General features: G+C 38.2%; 20 protein-coding genes, 1 other RNA gene and 1 pseudogene. 13 read left to right on the plus strand and 9 right to left on the minus strand.

Translation table 11 applies throughout. From position 1 onward, the window contains the following. The first annotated feature begins 54 nt into the window (after positions 1 to 54). Entirely contained in the window at positions 55 to 915 is an 861-nt protein-coding gene (locus I6E70_RS10205; RefSeq protein WP_197188636.1) for a Tim44 domain-containing protein, read from the plus strand. Between the two features lie 47 nt (positions 916 to 962). On the opposite strand, the gene ggt is transcribed toward I6E70_RS10205, so the two are convergent. Together ggt and I6E70_RS10215 are read right to left on the minus strand one after the other, a co-directional pair. Then, positions 963 to 2,636: a gamma-glutamyltransferase gene (gene ggt, locus I6E70_RS10210; protein WP_197188637.1), complete on the minus strand. Its 1,674-nt coding sequence runs from the start codon at positions 2,634 to 2,636 to the stop codon at positions 963 to 965. Positions 2,637 to 2,722: 86 nt separating this feature from the next. Continuing rightward, entirely contained in the window at positions 2,723 to 3,271 is a 549-nt protein-coding gene (locus I6E70_RS10215; protein WP_197188638.1) for a GNAT family N-acetyltransferase, read from the minus strand. Positions 3,272 to 3,322: 51 nt separating this feature from the next. Here I6E70_RS10215 and I6E70_RS10220 point away from each other — a divergent pair, with 51 nt between their 5' ends. Beyond that, positions 3,323 to 3,688, plus strand: a complete 366-nt coding sequence (locus I6E70_RS10220; protein WP_197188639.1) for a hypothetical protein — start codon at positions 3,323 to 3,325, stop codon at positions 3,686 to 3,688. A gap of 103 nt (positions 3,689 to 3,791) precedes the next feature. Here I6E70_RS10220 and fabB read toward each other — a convergent pair whose 3' ends face one another. Continuing rightward, positions 3,792 to 5,003: a beta-ketoacyl-ACP synthase I gene (fabB, locus tag I6E70_RS10225; protein ID WP_007582000.1), complete on the minus strand. Its 1,212-nt coding sequence runs from the start codon at positions 5,001 to 5,003 to the stop codon at positions 3,792 to 3,794. Between the two features lie 178 nt (positions 5,004 to 5,181). Between fabB and mnmC the strand changes: the two genes are divergently transcribed. The 3 genes from mnmC (at position 5,182) to I6E70_RS10240 (ending at position 8,401) form a co-directional block, all read left to right on the plus strand. Continuing rightward, positions 5,182 to 7,191: a bifunctional tRNA (5-methylaminomethyl-2-thiouridine)(34)-methyltransferase MnmD/FAD-dependent 5-carboxymethylaminomethyl-2-thiouridine(34) oxidoreductase MnmC gene (mnmC, locus tag I6E70_RS10230; RefSeq protein WP_197188640.1), complete on the plus strand. Its 2,010-nt coding sequence runs from the start codon at positions 5,182 to 5,184 to the stop codon at positions 7,189 to 7,191. Between the two features lie 67 nt (positions 7,192 to 7,258). Then, entirely contained in the window at positions 7,259 to 7,582 is a 324-nt protein-coding gene (locus tag I6E70_RS10235) for a hypothetical protein (protein ID WP_197188641.1), read from the plus strand. 183 nt (positions 7,583 to 7,765) lie between these two features. After that, positions 7,766 to 8,401, plus strand: coding sequence for an NAD(P)-binding oxidoreductase (locus I6E70_RS10240; protein WP_197188642.1), 636 nt, complete (start codon positions 7,766 to 7,768; stop codon positions 8,399 to 8,401). Between the two features lie 179 nt (positions 8,402 to 8,580). Here the strand turns inward: I6E70_RS10240 and I6E70_RS10245 are convergent, their stop codons facing one another. Continuing rightward, positions 8,581 to 9,339: a sulfite exporter TauE/SafE family protein gene (locus tag I6E70_RS10245; RefSeq protein ID WP_197188643.1), complete on the minus strand. Its 759-nt coding sequence runs from the start codon at positions 9,337 to 9,339 to the stop codon at positions 8,581 to 8,583. Between the two features lie 186 nt (positions 9,340 to 9,525). Between I6E70_RS10245 and I6E70_RS10250 the strand changes: the two genes are divergently transcribed. The 5 genes from I6E70_RS10250 (at position 9,526) to I6E70_RS10270 (ending at position 14,029) form a co-directional block, all read left to right on the plus strand. After that, complete coding sequence (locus I6E70_RS10250; RefSeq protein ID WP_024591658.1) at positions 9,526 to 10,530, plus strand: YHYH protein; 1,005 nt, start codon at positions 9,526 to 9,528, stop codon at positions 10,528 to 10,530. Between the two features lie 35 nt (positions 10,531 to 10,565). After that, positions 10,566 to 10,862, plus strand: coding sequence for a hypothetical protein (locus tag I6E70_RS10255; RefSeq protein WP_007581994.1), 297 nt, complete (start codon positions 10,566 to 10,568; stop codon positions 10,860 to 10,862). Between the two features lie 156 nt (positions 10,863 to 11,018). Next, positions 11,019 to 12,125 (plus strand): hypothetical protein, encoded by a 1,107-nt coding sequence (locus tag I6E70_RS10260; RefSeq protein WP_331459190.1) that lies wholly within the window; start codon positions 11,019 to 11,021, stop codon positions 12,123 to 12,125. Between the two features lie 280 nt (positions 12,126 to 12,405). Next, positions 12,406 to 13,461 (plus strand): hypothetical protein, encoded by a 1,056-nt coding sequence (locus I6E70_RS10265; protein ID WP_197188645.1) that lies wholly within the window; start codon positions 12,406 to 12,408, stop codon positions 13,459 to 13,461. Positions 13,462 to 13,480: 19 nt separating this feature from the next. Then, complete coding sequence (locus tag I6E70_RS10270) at positions 13,481 to 14,029, plus strand: hypothetical protein (RefSeq protein ID WP_197188646.1); 549 nt, start codon at positions 13,481 to 13,483, stop codon at positions 14,027 to 14,029. A 3-nt stretch (positions 14,030 to 14,032) separates the two neighbouring features. Here I6E70_RS10270 and I6E70_RS10275 read toward each other — a convergent pair. Beyond that, positions 14,033 to 14,251 (minus strand): annotated as a pseudogene (locus I6E70_RS10275) (tyrosine-type recombinase/integrase); the annotation flags it as partial. A 145-nt stretch (positions 14,252 to 14,396) separates the two neighbouring features. Further along, positions 14,397 to 14,753, minus strand: a transfer-messenger RNA (tmRNA) gene (gene ssrA / locus I6E70_RS10280). A gap of 263 nt (positions 14,754 to 15,016) precedes the next feature. Between ssrA and I6E70_RS10285 the strand changes: the two genes are divergently transcribed. After that, entirely contained in the window at positions 15,017 to 16,642 is a 1,626-nt protein-coding gene (locus I6E70_RS10285) for a DUF342 domain-containing protein (protein ID WP_165725661.1), read from the plus strand. On the opposite strand, the gene rnt is transcribed toward I6E70_RS10285, so the two are convergent. Next, a complete protein-coding gene (gene rnt / locus I6E70_RS10290; RefSeq protein WP_197188647.1) occupies positions 16,626 to 17,312 on the minus strand; it encodes a ribonuclease T in 687 nt (228 codons plus the stop codon). The two genes, I6E70_RS10285 and rnt, sit on opposite strands and share 17 nt — an antisense overlap. 202 nt (positions 17,313 to 17,514) lie before the next feature. Between rnt and I6E70_RS10295 the strand changes: the two genes are divergently transcribed. Then, on the plus strand, positions 17,515 to 18,393 hold the full coding sequence (locus I6E70_RS10295; RefSeq protein ID WP_010554639.1) for a flagellar protein MotY: 879 nt from the start codon (positions 17,515 to 17,517) through the stop codon (positions 18,391 to 18,393). A 5-nt stretch (positions 18,394 to 18,398) separates the two neighbouring features. On the opposite strand, the gene I6E70_RS10300 is transcribed toward I6E70_RS10295, so the two are convergent. Then, positions 18,399 to 19,292, minus strand: a complete 894-nt coding sequence (locus I6E70_RS10300; RefSeq protein ID WP_101216606.1) for a DMT family transporter — start codon at positions 19,290 to 19,292, stop codon at positions 18,399 to 18,401. 239 nt (positions 19,293 to 19,531) lie between these two features. On the opposite strand from I6E70_RS10300, the gene I6E70_RS10305 reads away from it, so the two are divergent. Next, on the plus strand, positions 19,532 to 20,734 hold the full coding sequence (locus I6E70_RS10305; protein ID WP_010554637.1) for an aromatic amino acid transport family protein: 1,203 nt from the start codon (positions 19,532 to 19,534) through the stop codon (positions 20,732 to 20,734). A gap of 84 nt (positions 20,735 to 20,818) precedes the next feature. Here I6E70_RS10305 and I6E70_RS10310 read toward each other — a convergent pair whose 3' ends face one another. Continuing rightward, positions 20,819 to 22,009, minus strand: a complete 1,191-nt coding sequence (locus I6E70_RS10310) for an amino acid aminotransferase (RefSeq protein ID WP_010554636.1) — start codon at positions 22,007 to 22,009, stop codon at positions 20,819 to 20,821. Positions 22,010 to 22,045 lie beyond the last annotated feature (36 nt).

Genomic DNA, 22,045 nt, shown 5'->3' on the forward strand with positions numbered 1-22,045 from the left:
AATTCCTTAAGAAAGTAAATTATAATCACGGCTCGATTTTAATTAGGGAATTTCATGAAGAACATCATCGTTATTTTTTCACTATTGGCATTATTATGTACTGCCAGTTTTGATGCACACGCACGTAAAAAGTTTGGCAGTAGCAAACGTGGACAAACTCCTGCAACACAACAAACAGCACAAAAACAAAAAGCAGATACAACAACCCCAACAGCAGCACCTAAAGCCACATCAAATAAAAAAGGCATTATGGCTGGCGTTTTGGGTGGTCTTTTAGCGGGTGGCTTAATTGCAGCGATGTTAGGCGACGATTTTGAAGGTTTTCAGCTATTAGAAATGATTTTATTAGCTGGCGGACTATTTATTTTATTTAAGCTAGTAACAGGCTTTTTACGTGCTAATCGTGCCCCACAACTTGCAAATGCCAGTGCGGATACAAGTGCTCAGCAAAATGCTTTTAAACAAGCACCAATCGAGCAGCCAATGAGTACAGGCTTTGCTAACAGCGCCCCACAAGGTGAAAGTGTCCCTTTTAATTTACCACCTAACTTTGACGTTAATGGCTTTTTTCAAGGTGCCCGTAGTCATTACCATACGCTACAAACTGCATGGAATAATGCCGATTACACCACAATGGCTGAATACTTAAGCCCTGCACTTGTTGCCGAATTTAAAGCTGAGCGTGAAGCTATACAAAGCGTAGACACTGAAGTAATGTTTATTGATGCCGAACTTGTGCGCGCAGATACAAACGCGCAATCGTGGCAGGTTAGTGTTCGCTTTAAAGGTAAGTACCGTGATTTAGGCGATAAAAAAGAACAGCCTATTTTAGAAATTTGGCACTTAGAGCGCCTAATTTCAGACGATGCTCCATGGCTAATAGTGGGTGTTGAAGATTTAATTGATACTCAATAAGTTTTTATTATTTTAAACACCGCGCTTTTTAGCGCGGTGTTTTTTATTTAAAAAACAATTGATTTACCGCGCCCTGATGCTTCAGAAGCGGCATCTAATTGACCCTCTTTATTAATAATAACGTGTAAGTCACCAAAGTGTCTCTCGTCTATGGTGTAACCCATTTTTGTAAGCTCTGCTTTTACGCTATCGGTTAAACCAATGTGCGTTCTAATTATATTTTTAGGCCACAATTGATGATGAAAACGAGGGCTATTTACAACCTGCTCTGCACTCATATTAAACTCTATCGCATTTAAGATAGATTCGTACACAGAGCTAATAATGGTTGTGCCACCAGGCGAACCTGTCACCATTTTAACGGTGTTGTCTTTAAGTAATATTGTCGGTGTCATAGAACTCAACATACGCTTGTGTGGCTGTATTTCATTAGCTTTACCGCCTATTGCACCAAACACATTCATAACGCCTGGTTTGGCGCTAAAGTCGTCCATTTCATCATTTAAAATAAACCCCGCACCTTCAACAACGACACCGCTACCAAACCCTAAGTTTATTGTGGTGGTATTTGCTACAGCGTTACCCATTTTATCAACGATTGAAAAGTGCGTAGTTTGCTCACTTTCTTTAAGGCCCGGTTTAATATTTTCGGTAGTCGAGATAGCGGTTAACGAAATGCCATTACTGCGCTCTTTGAGGTAGTTAATATTAGTTAACGCGTTTACTGGAACATCAAAAAAATCAGGGTCGCCTAAATACTCTGCTCTATCTGCAAATACACGTTTACCTATTTCAGAAAGTAAGTGCACATACTGAGTCGAGTTATGCGCTAAGCCTGCATCTGGTTTTTGTAACTCATACATTTTGAGCCACTGTAAAATAGCAATACCACCTGAACTCGGCGGTGGCGAAGTAAGTACTTCATAACCATTCCAACTTGCTTTAATGGGTGTACGTGATTTAGCGGTATAATTTTTTAAATCATCTTGATTAATAATACCACCATGCTGGTGCATAAATTTAGCAATAATATTTGCAGTTTCGCCTTTATAAAATCCATCTTGGCCGTTATCACGAATGCGCTTTAGCGTTGCCGCTAACTCTGGTTGCTTAAAGACTTTATTGGCTTTTACATCAGCAAAATATTTTTCAAAGTTTACATTTATTTTTTGCTCTTTTAGATGGGCTATATAATGGCTAACACCTTTTGCTAACTTAGGCGGAACTACAAACCCTTGCTCAGCCAACGTTAAAGCAGGCTGTACTAGTGCTTCCCACTTTAAAGTGCCATGCTTTTGATGGGCAAGCCACATACCCGCTACACTGCCAGGTACACCGCTTGCGTGAATGCCATATATTGATTTGTTTGCAATAACATTACCTTGCTTATCTAAATACATATCACGATGAGCCGCTGTTGGCGCTGTTTCGCGATAATCTATAAAATCGCCTTTGCCATCTTTTTGAATAAGCATAAATCCCCCGCCGCCAATATTTCCGGCTTCTGGAAGCGTCACTGCAAGTACAAATTGTGCCGTAATAGCCGCATCAACAGCATTACCGCCTTGCTCTAATATACTTTTAGCAGCATCGGCACTGAACGAGTCAGGCATTGCGACCGCGCTTTGCGCTAAAGGCTGCGCCAAAACACTAAAAGTAGTGAACTGTAAAACCAGTACACTTTTGACGATTAATTTACGTGGTGAAAAAAACAATCCCATACAACATCCTTAATTTATTATTTTTGTTGCCCATATTAATGCACGTCATTTAAGGGCAGGTCAATCTTTATACTGTTGATATTTAATCATCTTAAAACGTTTTTTGAATAAAGTACTGCGGGTAAGTCGCCTTGCTCATCTGTATGTGTATAATTTTTTATAAATTGCAGGCCTAACTTTTTCATTATTGTTATAGAGGCCGTATTATCTTTTAGTGCCGTTGCGCTTATCGCCTTAACGTCATCTTGCTTAATGAGTTCATCACATAATGCTAAAGCCGCCTCGGTTGCATAACCATGCCCCCAACTCGCTTGTTTAAAGCGCCAACCTATTTCAATATCGCTGTAATTTGGTGCATCACTAAAGAAATTCATAGGTCTTATTAATACCCAGCCAATAAATGTATTGGTTTGCTTTAGAGTGATACTCCACAGCCCCCAGCCTTTTAGCTCATTTCTATATGCGAGCATACGAGGCACTCCCTCATTTTTTATTTGCTCTAAAGAGGTAGGTACACCTCGCGTTAAATACTGCATTACGGCGGGGTCTTGGTCGAGTTCAAATAATTGAGGCCAATCGTGCTCACTCATTAATTTAAAATTTAATCGTTTTGTTACGGGGGCGTTCATTTTCATTGTTGTATAGTCTGCCTCGAATTAATTATCAGTCTCTAAAGGAGATAGCACATGAATAAATTAGCAGGTTTAGCTTTATTAGGCACTTTAATTACATTAACTGGTTGTGAAGATGCCAACGAAGTAAAAGAAGATGCAAAAGATAAAAGCGCACAAATGCAAGAAAAGCTTGGTGATGCATGGAACGACGTTAAAGAGACAACTAACGATCTTAAAAATGATGAGTCTTTAAACGAGCTATTAGAGCAAAGTAAAAAAATGGGCTTAGACATGTACGACGACGGCAAAGAGATTGCGGTTGATGCATGGATTAAAAGCAAAGAAGCTGCTGGCGAGTTAACTGAAAAAACTAAGCACAAAGCGCAAGAAATTGCTGACGAAATTGAGCAAGCGCGTAAAGAACATAACGAAGGTTAATTTAACTTTCGATAATAAAAAAGGAAAGCCTCGGCTTTCCTTTTTTGTTTTAAGCAGTTTAGCCCTGACATGTGTTTACATATTTAGGGCTTATAAGCTCAAATTAACCTTTGTACTTACTCATAACTAAAGTCGCGTTTGTGCCACCAAAGCCAAAGCTATTAGACATTACAGTATTTAACTCAACGTCACGACGTTCAGTAATAATATCTAAACCTGCTGCTTGCTCATCTAGCTCATCAATATTAATTGAAGGCGCTACAAAGCTGTGCTCTAGCATCAATAATGAGAAGATAGCTTCGTGAACACCTGCAGCACCGAGAGCATGACCCGTCATTGCTTTAGTTGCGCTGATCATTGGTGACTTACCACCAAACACTTCTTGAATCGCACCAAGCTCTTTAACGTCGCCTACAGGTGTAGATGTACCATGCGTGTTTAAGTAATCAATACTGTCTACATCTTGCATAGCTTGGCGCATACAACGTGCTGCACCTTCGCCAGATGGAGCAACCATGTCGTAGCCATCTGATGTTGCACCGTAGCCAACAATTTCAGCGTAAATGTGCGCGCCACGTGCAAGTGCATGTTCAAGTTCTTCAACTACAACAATACCGCCGCCGCCAGATATAACAAAACCATCGCGGTTTGCATCGTATGTACGAGACGCTTTTTCTGGTGTTTCGTTGTACTTAGTAGAAAGTGCGCCCATAGCGTCAAATTCCATTGCCAATGTCCAGTGTAGTTCTTCACCGCCACCAGCAAAAACAACATCTTGCTTACCTAATTGAATTTGTTCTACTGCATTACCAATACAATGCGCAGATGTTGCACATGCAGAGCTAATTGAGTAGTTAACACCTTTAATTTTAAAGGGTGTTGCTAAACAAGCAGATGTAGTGCTCGCCATAGTACGTGGAACCATATAAGGCCCTACACGTTTTACGCCTTTTTCACGTAAAATATCAGCAGCTTCTACCTGCCATTTAGACGAACCACCGCCAGAGCCAACAATAATACCCGTGCGCTCATTTGATACTTGGTCGTCAGACAAACCTGAGTCTTCAATTGCTTGAGTCATCGAAATATAAGAATATGCAGCAGCATCACCCATAAAGCGCATTGCTTTGCGGTCAACATGTGCTTTAACGTCAATATCAATTTTACCCGATACGTTACTACGTAACTTATAATCGGCAAATTCTTGGTTAAAAGCGATACCGCTTTTGCCCGTTTTTAACGATTCTAATACTTCTTCTTTGTTGTTACCAATGCTTGATACAACACCGATACCTGTAATTACAGCTCTTCTCATGGGTAATTCCCTTAGCTTAATACTTAATTGCATTCTATTTTACGCGAATTTAATCACCTAAGTGGTCAGCTTTCTAGCGTACACTTGTACTCTGAACTGCTAGCTTATAAATAACGCCAGACTATTACAAAGAAAACCCGTAAAATAATTAAAAATATATCTATAAATTTAAAAAATTATGATTAAGAACGCACATAGTCACATTAATAATTTAGGTACACCTTTGACTAATGACTCCGGTGATATTTATTTTTCTAATGACGATGGCTTAGCTCAACCGCATTATGTGTACTATGAGCAAAATAATATAGATGTACGATTACAAAATCATGACCAATCACATTTTGTTATTGCCGAAACCGGTTTTGGCACCGGTTTAAACTTTTTAAATACGTGGCAACGCTTTAAAGACCACCTTGAGCGGATGCAAGTTCAAAATGAATGTGAAAAAAGCGTAAAACGCCTACACTATATTTCTTTTGAAAAGAATCCCTTAACATTAACAGACTTAAAACAATCATTAACCGCTTGGCCTACCTTAAGTTATTTTAGTGAGCAATTAACAGTAAACTACCCAATTAATTTAGAAGGATGCCACCGGCTCGAATTTAATAATGGCAGTGTTGTTCTCGATTTATACTTTGGTGATGCGCTTGAATCAATACAAGCAATGAGCTATCCGCAAACAGGAATTGTTGATGCTTGGTATTTAAATGGGCCTGAGCCAAGTAAAAATCCTGATATGTGGCAGCAAAGTTTATTTAACTCCATGGCTGATATAACAAGAGCTAATGCAACCTTATCGACTTTTACCTCCGCTGACTTTGTTCAACGAGGATTAATAGAGGCTGGCTTTAGTACTAAAAAAGCCAAAAACTTTAATCAAAAAGAAGATATGCTTACTGGCCAACTTAAACATGTTAATAACGCTCAATCAACCCCCGCTTATTTTAATCAAGATAGCAGTACTTTAAAAAATGTAGCGGTCATTGGCGGTGGTATTGCCAGTAGCTGTATTTTATACAGCTTGGCTAAACGAGGCATAACCAGCCAATTATTCTGCCAAGATAAAAAGCCTGCAATGGGGGCATCGCACAATGTGCAAGGCGCTATTTACCCTCACCTACAAGCTAAAAACTCGCCGCACAGCGAATTGTTTGCACATAGCTTTTTATACGCCAAACGCCTATATAACAACTTACTTAGCAGTGGTTTTAATTTTGATTACGATTGGTGCGGCGTATTACAACACGCAGTGAAAAAACCTCTCGCTGATAAGCACGAAAACTTAGCACAAAAGCAACTGTGGCCAACCCAGCTAATGCGTAACGTAACCGCAGAGCAAGGCGATGAAATAGCCGGCGTAACAACAGGTTATTCAGGCGTATTTTTTGAACAAGGCGGCTGGGTTAACCCGCCACAATTAGTAAACGCTATGCTAAGCGCTGCAAATAGCATAAGCCCATTTAAAAGCCTATTTAACTGCAATATAAAGCAGCTTAAAAAAACTGATAGCGGTTGGTTTTTATTAACGAATGATGAGCAGCTAGGCCCGTTTAGCGATGTAATTATTTGTGCAGGTGAGCACAGCGATGCATTTGAGCAAACAAAAGCGCTACCTATAGTGGGCGTACGCGGTCAGGTTTCACATATTGAGGCAAGTGAGCAATCACGCAAACTTAAAACAGTGCTATGCCATAAAGGGTATTTTACCCCGGCTTATTTAGATCATCACTGTATGGGTGCCACATTTGAAAAAAACACTAAAAGCCGCCAAGTTACAGCGCTCGACAACCAATTAAACCAAGAGCAACTACTTAGCTTTTATCAGCAAAGTGAATTTGCCTCCCCCCTTGGCAATATAAACTCGGCAAAAGCGGCTGTTCGCTGCACATTTATAGATCACCTGCCGATGGCTGGGCAATGGTGCGAGCAAAGTGATTATATAGTGGCTTTTGCTAATCTACGTTTAGGTAAACGCTACCAATATGAGCAACTTAATAAACCACAACAAGGCCTGCATATTTTTACCGGTTTTGGTGCACGCGCATTGTGTAGCGCACCGCTAAGTGCTGATCATCTCGTAAGTTGTTTAAATAATGAACCCCGTCCATTAAGCGAACGTGTAAGCCAAGCGATTCACCCTGCTCGATTTATAGTGCGAGATTTAATTCGTAATAAAATTTAAATGACATTGGTGCTTATTGAGATAAAATAAGTACCAATAAAAGGAATTTATTACTCAAAGGACTCTAATGAAAACTTTAGCATTTTTAATAATGTTGCTATGCACTCTATCGTTTAACGCACTTAGCCAAAACGTCACTGAAATCCCACTTCCTGAAGAGTTTGTTACAACGATGGATGTAGCAAGCGAATACCCAATGGTACGTACTGGTTATTTAACCGATTCAATTTCTGATATCACTCGCTTTTATCAGCAAAAATTAGGTGAACCTTTAAAAACAAATGGCAATAGTACATATCGCATTTTGTTTTATAATTACCAAGAACGTAAAGTCCGTATTAGTCTATACCGCCGTAGTTATGTGACCGAAGTGAGTATAATGGTTGAATAAAAAGGTCTAAAAAAACACACCAAAAGCAGCTGATTTTAATACTCAGTTAAGCATCGCACTTTAATTAAAGTATTTTTTGAAATTAGCTCATTTAAACTCTTTTTTACCCTTTAAAAATAATCCCCTACCCCAAGGTCTGTTTGTAAGCACATTACTTTTACTATTTATTGGAAGGAGTTAATTATGAGTAAGACCCTAATTATTGGCGCAAGCGGACAAATAGGTAAAATGACAACTGAGCTACTTTTAGAAAATGAGCAAAATGTTGTGGCATTAGTGCGTGACAAAAATAAGTTAAGCGATTTAAACAGCTCTTTTTTAACTATTGTTGAGCAAGATCTTGAAGGCGATTTTGGTGATGCAATGAAAGGCTGTGACCAAGTGATTTTTGCTGCTGGTTCTGGTGGAAGTACAGGCGATGATAAAACTGTACTCATTGATTTATGGGCTGCAACAAAAGCAGCTACATTCGCTAAAGAGCACGGCGTTAAACACTTTATTATGGTCAGTTCGATTGGTGCTGACGATCCAGATTCGATTCAAGGTGATTTAAAACCTTACTTAGTTGCTAAGCACATGGCTGACGAGCACCTAATAAATAGTGGTTTAAATTATACCATTGTTCGCCCTGGTACATTGACTGACGATAGTGCTTCAATGCAAGTAACTACGCAGCAACCAAGTGATCGTTCAGAAGCTAAAATTAGCCGCGAAAACGTAGCCAATGCATTATTACATATTGCGACCAACTCATTTATTAGTAACCGCATTTTTAAGTTGTTTGATGGCGACAAGCCAATTAAAGCCGCTGTTAAATAAGCTTTAATACCAATTTAATTAAACATATGAACAATTATTACAAAGAATATGTAATTCATCGATAAGGCAAAAAATTACAGTATAGTCGCTCTATATCAGTAACTTTTTGGCGCAATGAATTATTTAATCCTCTTAAATAATTTATGTTTAATAAAATTAAATTTACTCCACTAAGCAAATTAGTGGAGTAATATTTTTATACCTTGCCAACCAAGTTGTAGCGTTAATAACGTTAAAACTATCCTAAAAATATGCTTAAATTTATCCCCAGACATCCTTTTAAGTAATTTAATTCCGAACCAAGTACCTACAGCGCCACTTATTACCATGGCAATTACAAGCGGTATCCATTGCCAAAAACTAAAGCCAACAGCGCCATAAATTATCGCTTTTAATAAATGCTGCACACTCATAACGCTCGAAAACGTTGCCGTAAATTTTAACTTTTCGTAATTATTAATATATAAACAGCTACCAACTAATGGGCCACTTGCCCCCACAAACATAGAAATAAAAGTAGTTATTCCACCGGCGACCATACGCCACACCTTAGAGGTTAATTTTATAGGTGGCGTTTTACCCCACAGTAAATAAATAACAAAAATAGCGACCACTAACTTCATAGCATCAAACGATATATCATCAATAACAAAACTTGATAACCCCGCCCCTACTAAGCCGCCTAACGCAAAATATACAAACATGCTTTTATCAATATGCTTAAAGCTGAGTAAAAACCTATTTGCATTAGAGCCAAGCTGTACTAAACCATGCACAGGCACAACAACTGCCATTGGCATAAACGACGCCATAACAACAAGCAGCATTAATCCGCCACCAGCACCAAATGCAGCAGATATAAAAGAAGTAAAGCCAGCGGTGATCATTAACAATAAAAACAAAAATAAAGACATGCTGTCGGGAAATAAAAAATCCATAAAACTCCACTGCCTATTCAAGTACTTTTAAGTCGCAGTATTTAAATAGTAAAAAAGGTACTAAACACATTTAGAGAAACTTTATCAGCTTCTATCTCGTGCTATGTACTATGTTGCGTTGTTTTTGCACTTTGTTTGCACATTTAACAAATATTATACATTCAACTTCATTACCGGATATTTTTGATGAGAAGATTTAACACACCAATTTTGACACCGCTTGCAGTGTGCATACTCGCACTGGGTTTAGCTGCCTGTAACGGTAGCGATGCTGAAAGTACAGTTGTAACTGAAACAACCACCGATGAGGGAACTACAACAGATACTTCAACCGATTTTGTTGTAGAAGTTGACCCTTTTAACTTTGAAAGCGATGCGCTCATTTCATCAATTACCACTCAAACATGTACGCTAAGTAATGGCGATGAAGCCTCATGCTACAAAATTGATATTGCCGGTGCGCCTTCAAATTACGAGATTGGTGTATTTTGCCCTCAAAATATCACCTCAACAGCTGACGAAGCCGGTATTTGGTTTGATGGCACCGGTGAGGTTTACGATATAACCGGAGACTTTATTTTAAATCTACCTACATTATATAACGATAGTCATTGGCAGCTATACGACGAAGGTACAGGCCTTGTAAATGTAACCGACACACAAGAATCGTGTGATGGCGCTGCACGCCCAAACGTAGAAGAACAATACCAAAACCACTGCGTAGAATGCTCTATTGATTATGTTGATGGCGGTATATCAGAATCATTTTTAATTCCAATAACGCCTGTTGCAACCACTCAAAATAGCAGTATTGGTAACGCTAATGTAGGTGTTGCTCTCAATGGTGTTGTACTTGCTGCACCCGCCCCTGTTGAGGCTATTTTAGGCGCATACACTATTGCAGCCTTTGATGATTGCGCTGGCCATATTAACTTAGTAGCAGGCTATCACTACCACGGTGAAGCAGGTTGTAGCCAAACACAAATTCAATCAGACGGTCATGCCGCCATGATGGGTTATGCACTCGATGGATTTGGTATATTTGGCATGCTTAACGAAGATGGATTAGAACCCACTGATTTAGACGAATGTAGGGGCCACACCGACGATACACGCGGTTACCACTACCATGCAGCCGATGTATCTGAAAACATGTTTATTGGTTGTTTTAAAGGTGCTACCGCAAGATAACTCGCATTCTGGCCAAATAATTAACTGAGATACTAATGAAAATATTTAACGTGATAAAAGCACTAACCACTGGCTTTTTACTTGCTGCCTCATGCTCAGCGCTAAGTCATGCAGGCCACGGCTCAAATGCGCCTTGGGAAGCATGTGAAGCAAAAGCCATTAATGAAGATTGCAGCTACACAAGCCATGATAAAAAAGCGACAGGCACATGCCAAGCAATGAACAAAGTACTTATGTGCGTTCGAAATAAACCACTTGAAACATTAATAGACAAAGCAACCCAACCAGCAAGTGATCAAAAGCAATCTGTAAAATCACTCGCTAAACGATAAAGTAACAGCTACACGCCAAAGCCTTAACGCTGTTTGTTAAGGCTTTTTTAATCGCAAATCATTAGAAAGCATACCCTTTATCTGTTAAGTTAGCTTTGTGTATCAAATAATAAAAATAAAATTCCAAAAATGGAATTACACAAGCAAGGTACTAACGTGAGCGCTACATTTAAAATTGTTTTTAATGGTCAGTTATATCAAAATACTGACCTTACCTCTGCCCAAGAACAACTCAGCCAACTTCTTAATATTCCTCATAATATTGTTATTCAGTTATTTGATGGAAAAGCTTACGCTTTAAAAAAAGACTTATCGAGTATTGATGCTGTTAAAACAGAATCCTCACTAAAAAAGCTAGGTTTGATTACTAAAGTAGAACCTCAACTCATTACTGTAATCTCTCAATCTCAAAATAATCAAATAGCACTCACTGAGCACAACAAAAATACAGATAAACACATTAGTGAAAGTACTAACGACAAAAGTACCTCAATACAAAACGAACGCCTAGATACAGGCGAAGCCCCTAATACAGCTGCAGCTATTAAGCAAAGTTATAATAAATATAAACTACTGCGTAACACTTTAAAAAGCGCATTGTACTTTTGCTATTGCGCACTTTGTATTATTACCTTAGTAGGTGTAGTGATCAGTGTTAATGCACTTAAAAACAACTTTGGCACTCTAAATAACACAACTACAAATAACACAACTACAAACAACTTAAGTTACCAAAACTATAAACAATATTTGATTGATCAAAATAGCCTAAATCAACCAACACAAAAAGTAACAAACGAGCGAACAGCTAACCCTACACAGCAAAAAAGTAATGAGTACTTTAGTCGCTTTTCATCACTAATAAATAGCTACGCGCAAAGTACAGGACAAGCTGATATAAAAACGATGGGGGGTGATAAATTACAACAGCACCTACAAGAAATAGACGACCTAGGCCCTAAAAATGAATTTTGGCAGCAACTGATACAACTTTCAAAAAGCTTAGATAACGATAAGCACGCAATAGGGATGCTAAACAACACTGACCCCGCCAAAGTACAATGGATAAACGCGGTAGATTGGATCAGCCAAAGCTATATTAGGCAACAGCAAAACTCGCAAACTACAAACAACTCTCCTGTCGCTACCTACGAGCCAAGTAACCCTATACTTAATCTAACGTTGTTAATAAGTATGCTGTCATTATTTAGCCTGCTTGTGATTGCAATAAAAATGAAGCTACGCGCTATAAGACATTCTTAAACTTTATTTTATAAATTCCATAAAAAAACCCGCAAATTTGGATTAACAAATTTGCGGGTTTCTTATGGTTCTCGAATAACGAGTTCAAAAACCTTTATTGGTGGGCTTAGATATTTGAATTCCTATCGGAAAAGCCTCGATTGTTACATGCAACCTGTAAAAACAGGTACTTACTTGTAAATCATAAGCTTAGTTACTTATAGTATCTTTTAAAATCTTGTGTAATCTTTTAAGTTTGGGCATTATGTGGACATAAGTTAATAATAACTAGGAATATGATGTGGCAGAGGGAATTGTAACCTTTTTTCAGTTTAATGAATTAGGCTTTTACCAAAGAAATAGCGACTATAGAGAAGACCTTTCAATCGAAGATATTTTTGATAGAGTTATTACATGGCACAAAGGTAGAGATAAAATATCTGAAACAGCTCCAATAAAAAATGGCAATAGAAGAACTACCTACCTTAAAGCTATAAGTAAAAACGAAGAAACTGGTGATTATTTAATTACACTGTGGCGAAGTCTTATTGCCCATGACGGTAAAGTTTATGGACTACGTAAAGGTCAATCAATTGACGACGATGCAATAGTAAACTCTGATGAAAGCGGAGGCGATGACGTTATATGGGGATTGCCTGCTTACTATTGGTTTATTCCATCTTTGAATATATTTGCATCTATTAAGTTCCCTGAAACAGTAACAGACCTTGATATAATGACACACTATATCAAAGATTTTGTGTATTACAGATCTAACATTAATAACCCTGTATCTGAGACTCGAACAGATGGCTATGGTAACGAATTTGAATCTGTTTTCTGGGAGGGTCCACATGGTAATTTATCTTTTAGATGCGACGCAAAAAGATTTAAAAAAATAACTCATCAAGCTGATCTAGAACTAGTAGCATCAGATATTACACATTTTGTAAAAAAAGAGACAATCCAAGAAGAAGGCGATGAAGATAAAAATTGGACTCGATACTTCGAAGGATTACCTTACGTTCCAAAAAATAAAAAAAAGCCAGACAGAACTATTTTAGTTACTGTTGACGCCAGACCGTCTGGTAAAGAATTAAAAGAAATGATAGAAGCTTACGCTCAAAAATACCAATCTTCAGATAAAGATTTAAAAAAATCTAATTTAGGTTTTAAAACTGAAGGTAATAATAGTCAAACTATTTGGCTAAATGAGTTTATAATAAAAACGTTTATTGAGATGCCTGGTGATGCAACTAGTCATTATCGTCATGAAACTTTTTTCAAAACTATTAAGTCACAAAGAGAGTTTTTGCTAGCAGCTTTTCAAAATGCAAGTGATTCAAAAATAGCTTAATGTTTTATAAGGCACTTAAATGAAATATTTATTTATTGTTGTGTTCTTGATTTTTTTTGTGGTTATTTCGATATTAACTTTTTCTGAAATATCTTATGACCATATTACTTACATGAGTACTGTATTACAAAATACGTCTTTGATGATTTTTACAGTCCTTGGAATTTGGGTTGCATATTCCTACCCAAAGGCCAAAGAAACCTTATCATATTTGAGTAAATTAAAAGCTGATGAAGAGATTGCAGAGTTAAATGAAGGTATAGAAAAGTTTGAGTACACTAAAGAGCAACTTTCTATGTTGTTATTATCATTAGTAATTTCGGCTATTTGTTTGGGTTCTATATTAATTCTTACATATATAGCTACAATTTACTTTTCATCTCCATACTTAAAAGAGTTAATTAGTCCAAATACTTTAAAATTTATAGGTATGTTGATCTTTAATATAATTGTATTTGCGCAATTGTTTGCTGTTTATCTTGTTGTAATAAAAAATGTTATTTTTTACAAAGAAATTGATCAAGACCATAAGAATTTAAAATCAAAAGTAAAAATAAGGCGGGTTTAAAATTCACATTTTAGGTCCAAACCTAATAGCATCTTCTAAATGACTTGGTGCAAAGTGCGCGTAAATCATGGTTTGCTCAATCTTTGCATGACCAAGTATCTGCTGTAATACTAAGATGTTACCTCCGTTCATCATCAAATGACTCGCAAAAGTATGTCGTAAAACGTGGCTACACTGCCCCTTTGGCAAATTAATATCTGTTTTATTTACTGCACTGTAAAACGCTGAAATAATAGCTAAAGCTTAGTTGCCACAAACGTTAAACGATCATTAATAATTAAATTATAAGCATAAAAAAACCCGCAACCTGATTGCTCAAGTTGCGGGTTTCTTATGGTTTTCGAATAACGAGTTCAAAAACCTTTATTGGTGGAGCTGGGGGGATTTGAACCCCCGTCCGAAAAGCCTCGACCGTCGGTACTACATGTTTAGTATTGTCATTTAATTAACCTTTAAGTCCCGGACAAACACGGTAAATAAAGGCGAGGCCGCTTAGTTTTAGCGCTTCAACCCCGGCCAGGGTTTCCGTCGCGATCAGGTGTTAGGGTGACACTCCAAAATCCAGTCCACAAGAATACATGGAAGGAGCGCTAGCCAGCCTAAGCTGCTAGAGAGTAGTTATCGTCGTTTGCGATTACTTTAGGTTGCGGCTGTTTAACGAGGCAAACCGCACCTCGACATGCACCTTGGGCTTCTTGAATTCCGTCGAATCCTAATCAGCCCCTGAATTAGTAACTCAATTCAGAGCGTGCAAACAGTATAACTGAGTAAAGTACTGATACTCAAGGCCTAGTAACGCTTTATTTTAATTGTATGTGCCAATCGCGTGTTAAGTAACCAAAATTTAGTTTATGCAAGCCTATATAAACATTTACTTAACAATGTGTTTAACCTGTGTTCAAATGAGGAGTTAAGGTTTTTGCTATTTCTAAACCTTTAGTTGTAAAAAATAAAAATAATAACAGGCATAGAGTAGGGAATTAATAAATGTCGGTTTTTTCATTTGATAAAAGTACAGGGTTTGTCTCTTTAGAAAGTCACCCTATTGATAGTGGTTTTCCTGTTACAAGTACTCAGTTAACGCAAATGCTAGAGCAATCTGAGTTTAGTGAGTACGAAGCTGTCATTGCCAATATTGGAAAGCTTTTTGCGCCAACTAAAAACTATCAGGAAGTATCGCTTGTCGTTGCTAAAGCTGTAGATGCGTCGCTTATCATTAATATTGATGAAAAAAACATGGTCGCAGAAGCAACATTAACTACCGCTAAAGGTGGCGCACTTTTGTCTATGGAAGGCGCGCAGAAAGCACTTGCTGATGCAGGTGTTAAAAAAGGAATAAGTCCTCGTGCGCTTGATACCTTTTTAGGCCAGCAGTTTGAGCAACCAGCAGGAAGCTCTTACAGTGCCATAATTGCACATGGGCGCAATCCAAAAGAAGGCAGCGATGCCAAATTTGTACGTTTATGCTCAACAGCTCAAGACCGAGTACTTAGCCCACAAGCTAAAGAAGGCGGTAAGGTTGATATGAAAAACCTTGGCGCTATTATCACCGTAAAACCTGGCACTCCCTTAATGCAGCGTATTGCAGCTACACCTGGGGAAGAAGGCTATACGGTATTTGGCGATTCAATTAGTGCAAAACCAGGTAAAGATCACCAACTCCAGCCTTTCGAAGGTACAAAAGTAGATCCTAATAATCCTAATATGCTTATTGCCGACTGCAAAGGTGTGCCCGTTGCCCTACCCCGTGGTATGCGTGTAGATGACGTTTTATGCTTTGATAACGTAGATGTAAGTACAGGCCATGTTGATTTTGATGGTAGCGTAATTATTACTGGTGATATTAAAGACGGCATGCGTGTAAAAGCCAACGGTGATATTACGGTACTTGGTTTTGTGGAATCAGGAACTGTTGAAAGTAAAAGTGCGGTAACCATAATGCTTGGCGCAATTGGCCGAAAACGTGAAGGCGAGGAAGCATTTACGTGCTGTATAACCGCTCAACGAACTATTTCTATTGGTTATGCCCAGTACTGCAACATTAAATCCGAACAAGATTTATTTATTGAACGCCAAGCTCTGCATTGTGATTTAAGTGCTAGGCGATTAATACGTGTAGGTAAAGCAAATGACCCGCGAGGTAAAATTATTGGCGGTAATATTTTAGATGCTATGCGCATTGAAACGGGTGAACTAGGCGCGCCAGCCGGTACTAAAACGCGCGTATTTTTAGCGCAGCTATGGTTTGAGCTTCGCCAAAAGCAAATACAAATCACCGATTTTGAAAAAGTACTTGCGACTAAAGTAACCGCTTTACAACAAGCTCGCGAAAAAGCGAGTAAAATTGCGGGGGCTGCTCAGCGCCAGCAATTCATGAATAAGATAACTGAAAATGAAAAGCATATAAAAATACGCTCTGCGCATATTCATCGTCAAAAACTACTTATTAAGCAAAAAATAGTGCAATTACTTGCCAGTAGCCGCTTAAAAGTAAATGAATTAATGCACCCTGGTGTGGAGCTTAAAATAGCGAAAGATTCTAAACAATTTTCGCGTATTTACCCGCCCCACCTAGTTAAGCTAACTGAGGGTAAAATTACTCAGACGTTTTAGTTTCTTCGTCATTTTCAGCATCAGCATCAGCGTCATCTAGTGGCGCTAATGGCCAACCACCTAATTGCTGCCAGCGGTTTACTATTAAACAATAAAGCTCAGCTGTACGTTCTGTGTCGTAAAGCGCTGAGTGTGCTTGGCTGTTATCAAACTCGATACCAGCCGCTCTACACGCTTTTGCTAATACAGTTTGCCCTAACGCTAAACCCGCTAAAGATGTTGTATCAAAGCTTACGAACGGGTGAAATGGCGTACGCTTAATGTTATTACGCTCTATTGCTGCATTTAAAAAGCCATGATCGAATGCGGCATTATGCGCCACAATAACTGAGCGTTGGCACCCAGCAGCCTTTTGCGCTTTGCGTACTACTTTACATATTTCTTTAATTACTTCATCTTCAGGTACTGCGCCACGTAATGGTGAAAACGGGTCTATACCGTTAAAGTCGATGGCTGCTTGTTCTATATTAGCGCCTTCGAATGGCTGAACATGAAAATGAACAGTATGATCTATGCTGAGCAGTCCTTCGTCATCCATTTTTAAAACAGAGGCTGCTATTTCTAACAAGGCATCTGTTTCTTTGTTAAAACCTGCAGTTTCAACATCAATAACAACAGGAAAAAATCCACGAAAGCGTTTTGCGAAAGGTGTTTGCTCAGTATTTGCCATAGTCTTCTTTGTTTATACGTGTAAGCTGACTATTATGTCAAAATTGATACCCCCTAGGCTAGGGGATTTAAGTATTTATTGCTTTAAAATTATAGGCACATAACTTGCTTTAACTTATAAGTTAGTTATATAGAGAACAAACTAATCATTGCAGTCGTTAATTTGCCAAATTATTGGCATTCCCGGATAGCTGGAGAGCACCATGAAGTATAAGTTGTTATTTATTAGCCTTAGTATAAGTGCGGTGCTTTGCAGTACTCACTCGCAAGCTGCTATGCGCCAATACACAGCAACCCAAGACAACTCCAACTGGGAAGTCGTTAAAACAACGCGCTTACAATGCCAGTTAAATCATGAGGTTCCTTATTACGGTGAAGCTATATTTAAAGCTTCAGCAAGTAAAAATAAAAACTTAACATTTAATTTAGATATGGTTGTACGCCCAGATAACTACGCAATTGCAGGTTTAAAAGCAGTGCCACCTACATGGCGTGCAGGGTTGCCCGCTCGCGATATTGCAAATATGAAATTACTTAAAAAGTTTGATGGCGAGCTAGGCAATAAAACCGCATGGGAAATGCTTACCGAGCTTGAAAAAGGCTACTACCCTACTTTTTATTATCAAGACTGGCAAAACAGTGCCGATAAAATTGCCGTTGGTATATCGAGCGTAAACTTTAAACAAGCTTACTGGGCTTTTTTACAATGCCGTGATGAGCTACTCCCTTACAGCTTTGAAGATATTTCGTTTACTGTAATGAACTATCAATCTAACAGCAGTAAATTAACTAAATCCTCGCAACAACGTCTTGATAAGATTGCTGAGTATTTAAAAAATGATGCAAGCATAGAGTCCATTAGTATTGACTCATACACAGATAGTTATGGCGGACGCTGGAATAACTTAGATTTATCGCGCAAGCGCGCCAAAACTATAAAAGATTATATGGTGAGCTTGGGTGTTGATGAAGCAAAAGTACAAACAACCGGCTTAGGCGAAAAACGCTTTGTTGATAATAACGATAACATTTTAAGCCGAGACAAAAACCGTCGTTTAATTATTCAAATAGAAAAAATGTAGTAAAGCTAATTTGTGTTTACTTTCTTTCGCTTTAAAAACTTATCACCAAATTGGAAAAAACCTAGACTAATTAAAATAATAACCGCACCAATTATTAGTTCTTGGCTTAATGACTCATTATTTAGCCAAGCTCCCAAGCCTAACGCAAAGCTAGGAGTTATAAGTGTAGTAAGTGATACCGTGCTTGCATTTAGGTTTTGCAGCACATGAAAATACGCCAAAGCCCCTACTAAAGATCCAAATATTCCTAGATAACCAATAGCCCACAATGATTTTGCACTCCAGTTTTGTATATGCAACTCACCATCTAATAACCACCAAGCAATAAAAAAGAGTGGGGTTACAAAAACTAAGGCACCAAATGTTGTTGCCATAGGATGAATCGCAATCTGCACACGCTTGATCATCACACCACTTAAACTAAAAAAGCAGACAGCCATAAACACATAAAGCAACCCAAGTCCTTGAGTTTGCGAGTTTTGTACTTGGTTATAACTAACAAAATATAAGCCAATTAAGGCGCACGCTAACGCAACTAATTTAATCGGGCTAAATTTAGGTTCATTTAATAATTGCTGAGCAAGCAACCCCGACAAAATAGGTGCAAGGCCAAACATAAGCGAAATAATACCAGAAGGGACTGTTTTAGCTGCCATATAGCTCAACAACATACCGCCAAAAATACCTATACTCGAATAAAAATAAAGTAAGCATGCATTTTTGCTCCAAGGCACTCTAATATTTGTAATGGCAACAATTAAGCCGCCTAACAATAGCCCCACCAGCATTCGCATTAACACTGCAAGTGTTGGCGATACAGTTTCACTACTCCACACTATACCCAGTGGTGTAGTAGACCATATAAGAACCATTAAAAAATACGATACTTTAACTGGCACGTGCCATCCCTACGCTTTATATGAATGAATAAAACAAAGAATAAAACAAAGAATAAAACAAAGAATAAATTATACGCTCACTACTGTGTTTTAGTACTTTTTAAACACTAAAGTCCTTAATAAATACAGTTGTAAATTGTAAGTTACATTTTAATACCGCTCTTTTATTACAAAACTATTTGAGATTTGAGCAACTAGTTATATGGTGCATCAATATTAATAATAATTAAGGTAATTAAGTGCTTAAAAATAAAACAACTGGAAGCATGTTAATTGTTGCAGGCACCACTATTGGTGCGGGTATGTTGGCATTGCCAATTGCATCTGCCGGGCTTGGGTTTAGTACTGCACTTGCATTAATAATTGCTAGCTGGTTACTAATGACCTACACCGCACTACTCATGTTAGAGCTACACCAATATGCACCACGCGATGCAACATTAAATACATTGGCTAAATTATGGCTTGGAAAGCGCGGACAATATATTGCGAATTTTTCGATGGTTTTTTTATTTTACGCTTTATGCGCTGCTTATATTGCAGGTGGTGGTGCACAACTCCAAGCGCGTATAAATATAGGCTTTGATGTAAATATAGCCCCACAGTTTGGCTCTGTAATCCTCGCTGTTATTATTGCAAGTGTAGTAACGCTAGGCACTAGCAAGGTAGATAAACTAAATAGAGTGTTATTTACAATAAAAATTATTGTATTAGCTAGTTTGTTTTATATGCTTACCCCTTATGTGCAAGGTAAGCATTTATTAGAGATGCCTGTGGAGCAAGGGTTAATCCTTTCAGCTATACCGGTTATATTTACTTCGTTTGGCTTTCATGGATCTATCCCCTCTATTGTTAAATATGTTGGTGTTGAAATAAAAGTACTGCGCAAAGTAATGATTGCTGGAGCCGCCCTACCTTTAGTCATTTATATTTTTTGGCAACTACTTAGCCAAGGTATTATGAGCCAAGCTGATTTACTCAACAGCCAAGGTCTTAATGGGTTTGTATCTAGCGTGGCAAGTATTGCGCATAACCCAAGTGTGGCAACGGCCGTTAAGTTATTTGCTGATTTAGCACTTGCGACATCATTTTTAGGGGTGAGTTTAGGGTTATTTGATTTTTTTGCTGATGCATTTAAAAAGGGTGACAATAAAACAGACCGAATTAAAACGGCTTTAATTACGTTTATTCCGCCACTTGGCTTTGCATTGTTTTATCCTCAAGGCTTTATTATGGCCTTAGGGTACGCAGCAATAGCACTTGTTGTACTGGCAATATTTTTGCCTGTAGCAATGGTTTATAAACAGCGTACAACATCAAATAAAACAGGCTACCAAGTTAAAAGTGGGAATGTTGGGCTTGGTATAGCAGCTATATGTGGCATAACTATTATTGCTGCGCAGTTTATGCAAATGGCGGGGCTTATTCCTGCTATCGGTTAAAGGTTGCTGCTAATTGTTTAAATTTAGATAATAAAAAACCGCACATCATTAGTAATGATGTGCGGTTTTTTATATTAACTGCGTTTATTTACAAACGTCAGCTACAGCATTTGAAAAGTATTCAATATTTGAATGACTAACACCTGCAACATTTACGCGGCTAGAGCCAACTATGTAAATGCCGTATTCTTTTTGTAGGCGAGCAATTTGCTCTTTATTAATACCTAAGAAAGAAAACATACCGTTTTGGCGTTCAATAAATGAGAAGTCTTGAGCAATATCTTTAGTTGCTAAGCTTTCTTTAATTAAGCTACGTAAGCCATTTATACGACTACGCATTTCATCAAGCTCAGAGTGCCACAATTGTGTAAGCTCTGTACTGCTTAAAATAGTATTAACAATGTCAGCACCATGCGCTGGCGGCATTGAGTAAATACTACGTACAACGCTTAGCATTACAGAGTTTGAAATATCTGCTGTTGCGCTGTCTTTTGCAATTAGTGAACATGCACCAATACGCTCGCGGTATAAGCCAAAGTTTTTAGAACATGAAGAACAAATAATTAGCTCTTCTACTGCATCGGCTAAAATACGTAAGCCACGTGCATCTTCTTCAAGTGAAGCACCAAAGCCTTGGTATGCAATATCAACAAGTGGTGTAAAGCCAACTTCTTTTGCCAGTTCGGCAACCGTGTTCCACTGTGTTTCGTTTAAATCCATACCGCTTGGGTTATGACAACATGCATGCAGTAAAACCACATCACCTTTAGGCACTTGTTTAAGTGTGTTGATCATTTCATCAAACAATAAATCTTTATTTTCGTAATCGTAATATGGGTATTCTTTTACTGTTAAGCCTGCAGCTTCAAACAAGCTAATATGGTTAGCCCATGTTGGGTTAGTTACCCAAACAGTCGCGTCTGTATTACAACGCTTAATAAATTCAGCTGCAACACGAAGTGCACCCGTACCACCAGGAGCTTGCGCAGTACGTACGCGGTTAGCTAGTAATACTTGATGCTCACCTAATAGTAACTGCTCCATTTTTTGGCAGTAATCTAAATTACCCGCTAACCCAATGTAAGATTTGCTCATTTCGTTTTCAAGACGAAACGCTTCAGCTTTTTTAACCGCTTTAAGAACCGGTGTATTGCCTTGCTCATCTTTGTAGACACCTACACCTAAATCAATTTTATTAGGGTTTGTATCTTGTTTATAGGCCGCCATAAGGCCAAGAATAGGATCTGTTGGTAATGGTTTTAATACTGAGAACATTGGCTATCTCTTATCGTTATTTAGGGGTTAGCTGTT

The sequence above is a fragment of the Pseudoalteromonas sp. NGC95 genome, from assembly GCF_015864705.1.
Taxonomy (GTDB): Bacteria; Pseudomonadota; Gammaproteobacteria; order Enterobacterales; family Alteromonadaceae; genus Pseudoalteromonas; species Pseudoalteromonas arctica.

Excerpts from the sequence above, each read along its gene's own strand:
- I6E70_RS10205 (WP_197188636.1), top strand. The coding sequence starts at position 55 with ATGAAGAACATCATCGTTATTTTTTCACTATTGGCATTATTATGTACT.
- ggt (WP_197188637.1), bottom strand. The coding sequence starts at position 2,636 with ATGGGATTGTTTTTTTCACCACGTAAATTAATCGTCAAAAGTGTACTG.
- I6E70_RS10215 (WP_197188638.1), bottom strand. The coding sequence starts at position 3,271 with ATGAAAATGAACGCCCCCGTAACAAAACGATTAAATTTTAAATTAATG.
- I6E70_RS10220 (WP_197188639.1), top strand. The coding sequence starts at position 3,323 with ATGAATAAATTAGCAGGTTTAGCTTTATTAGGCACTTTAATTACATTA.
- fabB (WP_007582000.1), bottom strand. The coding sequence starts at position 5,003 with ATGAGAAGAGCTGTAATTACAGGTATCGGTGTTGTATCAAGCATTGGT.
- mnmC (WP_197188640.1), top strand. The coding sequence starts at position 5,182 with ATGATTAAGAACGCACATAGTCACATTAATAATTTAGGTACACCTTTG.
- I6E70_RS10235 (WP_197188641.1), top strand. The coding sequence starts at position 7,259 with ATGAAAACTTTAGCATTTTTAATAATGTTGCTATGCACTCTATCGTTT.
- I6E70_RS10240 (WP_197188642.1), top strand. The coding sequence starts at position 7,766 with ATGAGTAAGACCCTAATTATTGGCGCAAGCGGACAAATAGGTAAAATG.
- I6E70_RS10245 (WP_197188643.1), bottom strand. The coding sequence starts at position 9,339 with ATGGATTTTTTATTTCCCGACAGCATGTCTTTATTTTTGTTTTTATTG.
- I6E70_RS10250 (WP_024591658.1), top strand. The coding sequence starts at position 9,526 with ATGAGAAGATTTAACACACCAATTTTGACACCGCTTGCAGTGTGCATA.
- I6E70_RS10255 (WP_007581994.1), top strand. The coding sequence starts at position 10,566 with ATGAAAATATTTAACGTGATAAAAGCACTAACCACTGGCTTTTTACTT.
- I6E70_RS10270 (WP_197188646.1), top strand. The coding sequence starts at position 13,481 with ATGAAATATTTATTTATTGTTGTGTTCTTGATTTTTTTTGTGGTTATT.
- I6E70_RS10285 (WP_165725661.1), top strand. The coding sequence starts at position 15,017 with ATGTCGGTTTTTTCATTTGATAAAAGTACAGGGTTTGTCTCTTTAGAA.
- rnt (WP_197188647.1), bottom strand. The coding sequence starts at position 17,312 with ATGGCAAATACTGAGCAAACACCTTTCGCAAAACGCTTTCGTGGATTT.
- I6E70_RS10295 (WP_010554639.1), top strand. The coding sequence starts at position 17,515 with ATGAAGTATAAGTTGTTATTTATTAGCCTTAGTATAAGTGCGGTGCTT.
- I6E70_RS10310 (WP_010554636.1), bottom strand. The coding sequence starts at position 22,009 with ATGTTCTCAGTATTAAAACCATTACCAACAGATCCTATTCTTGGCCTT.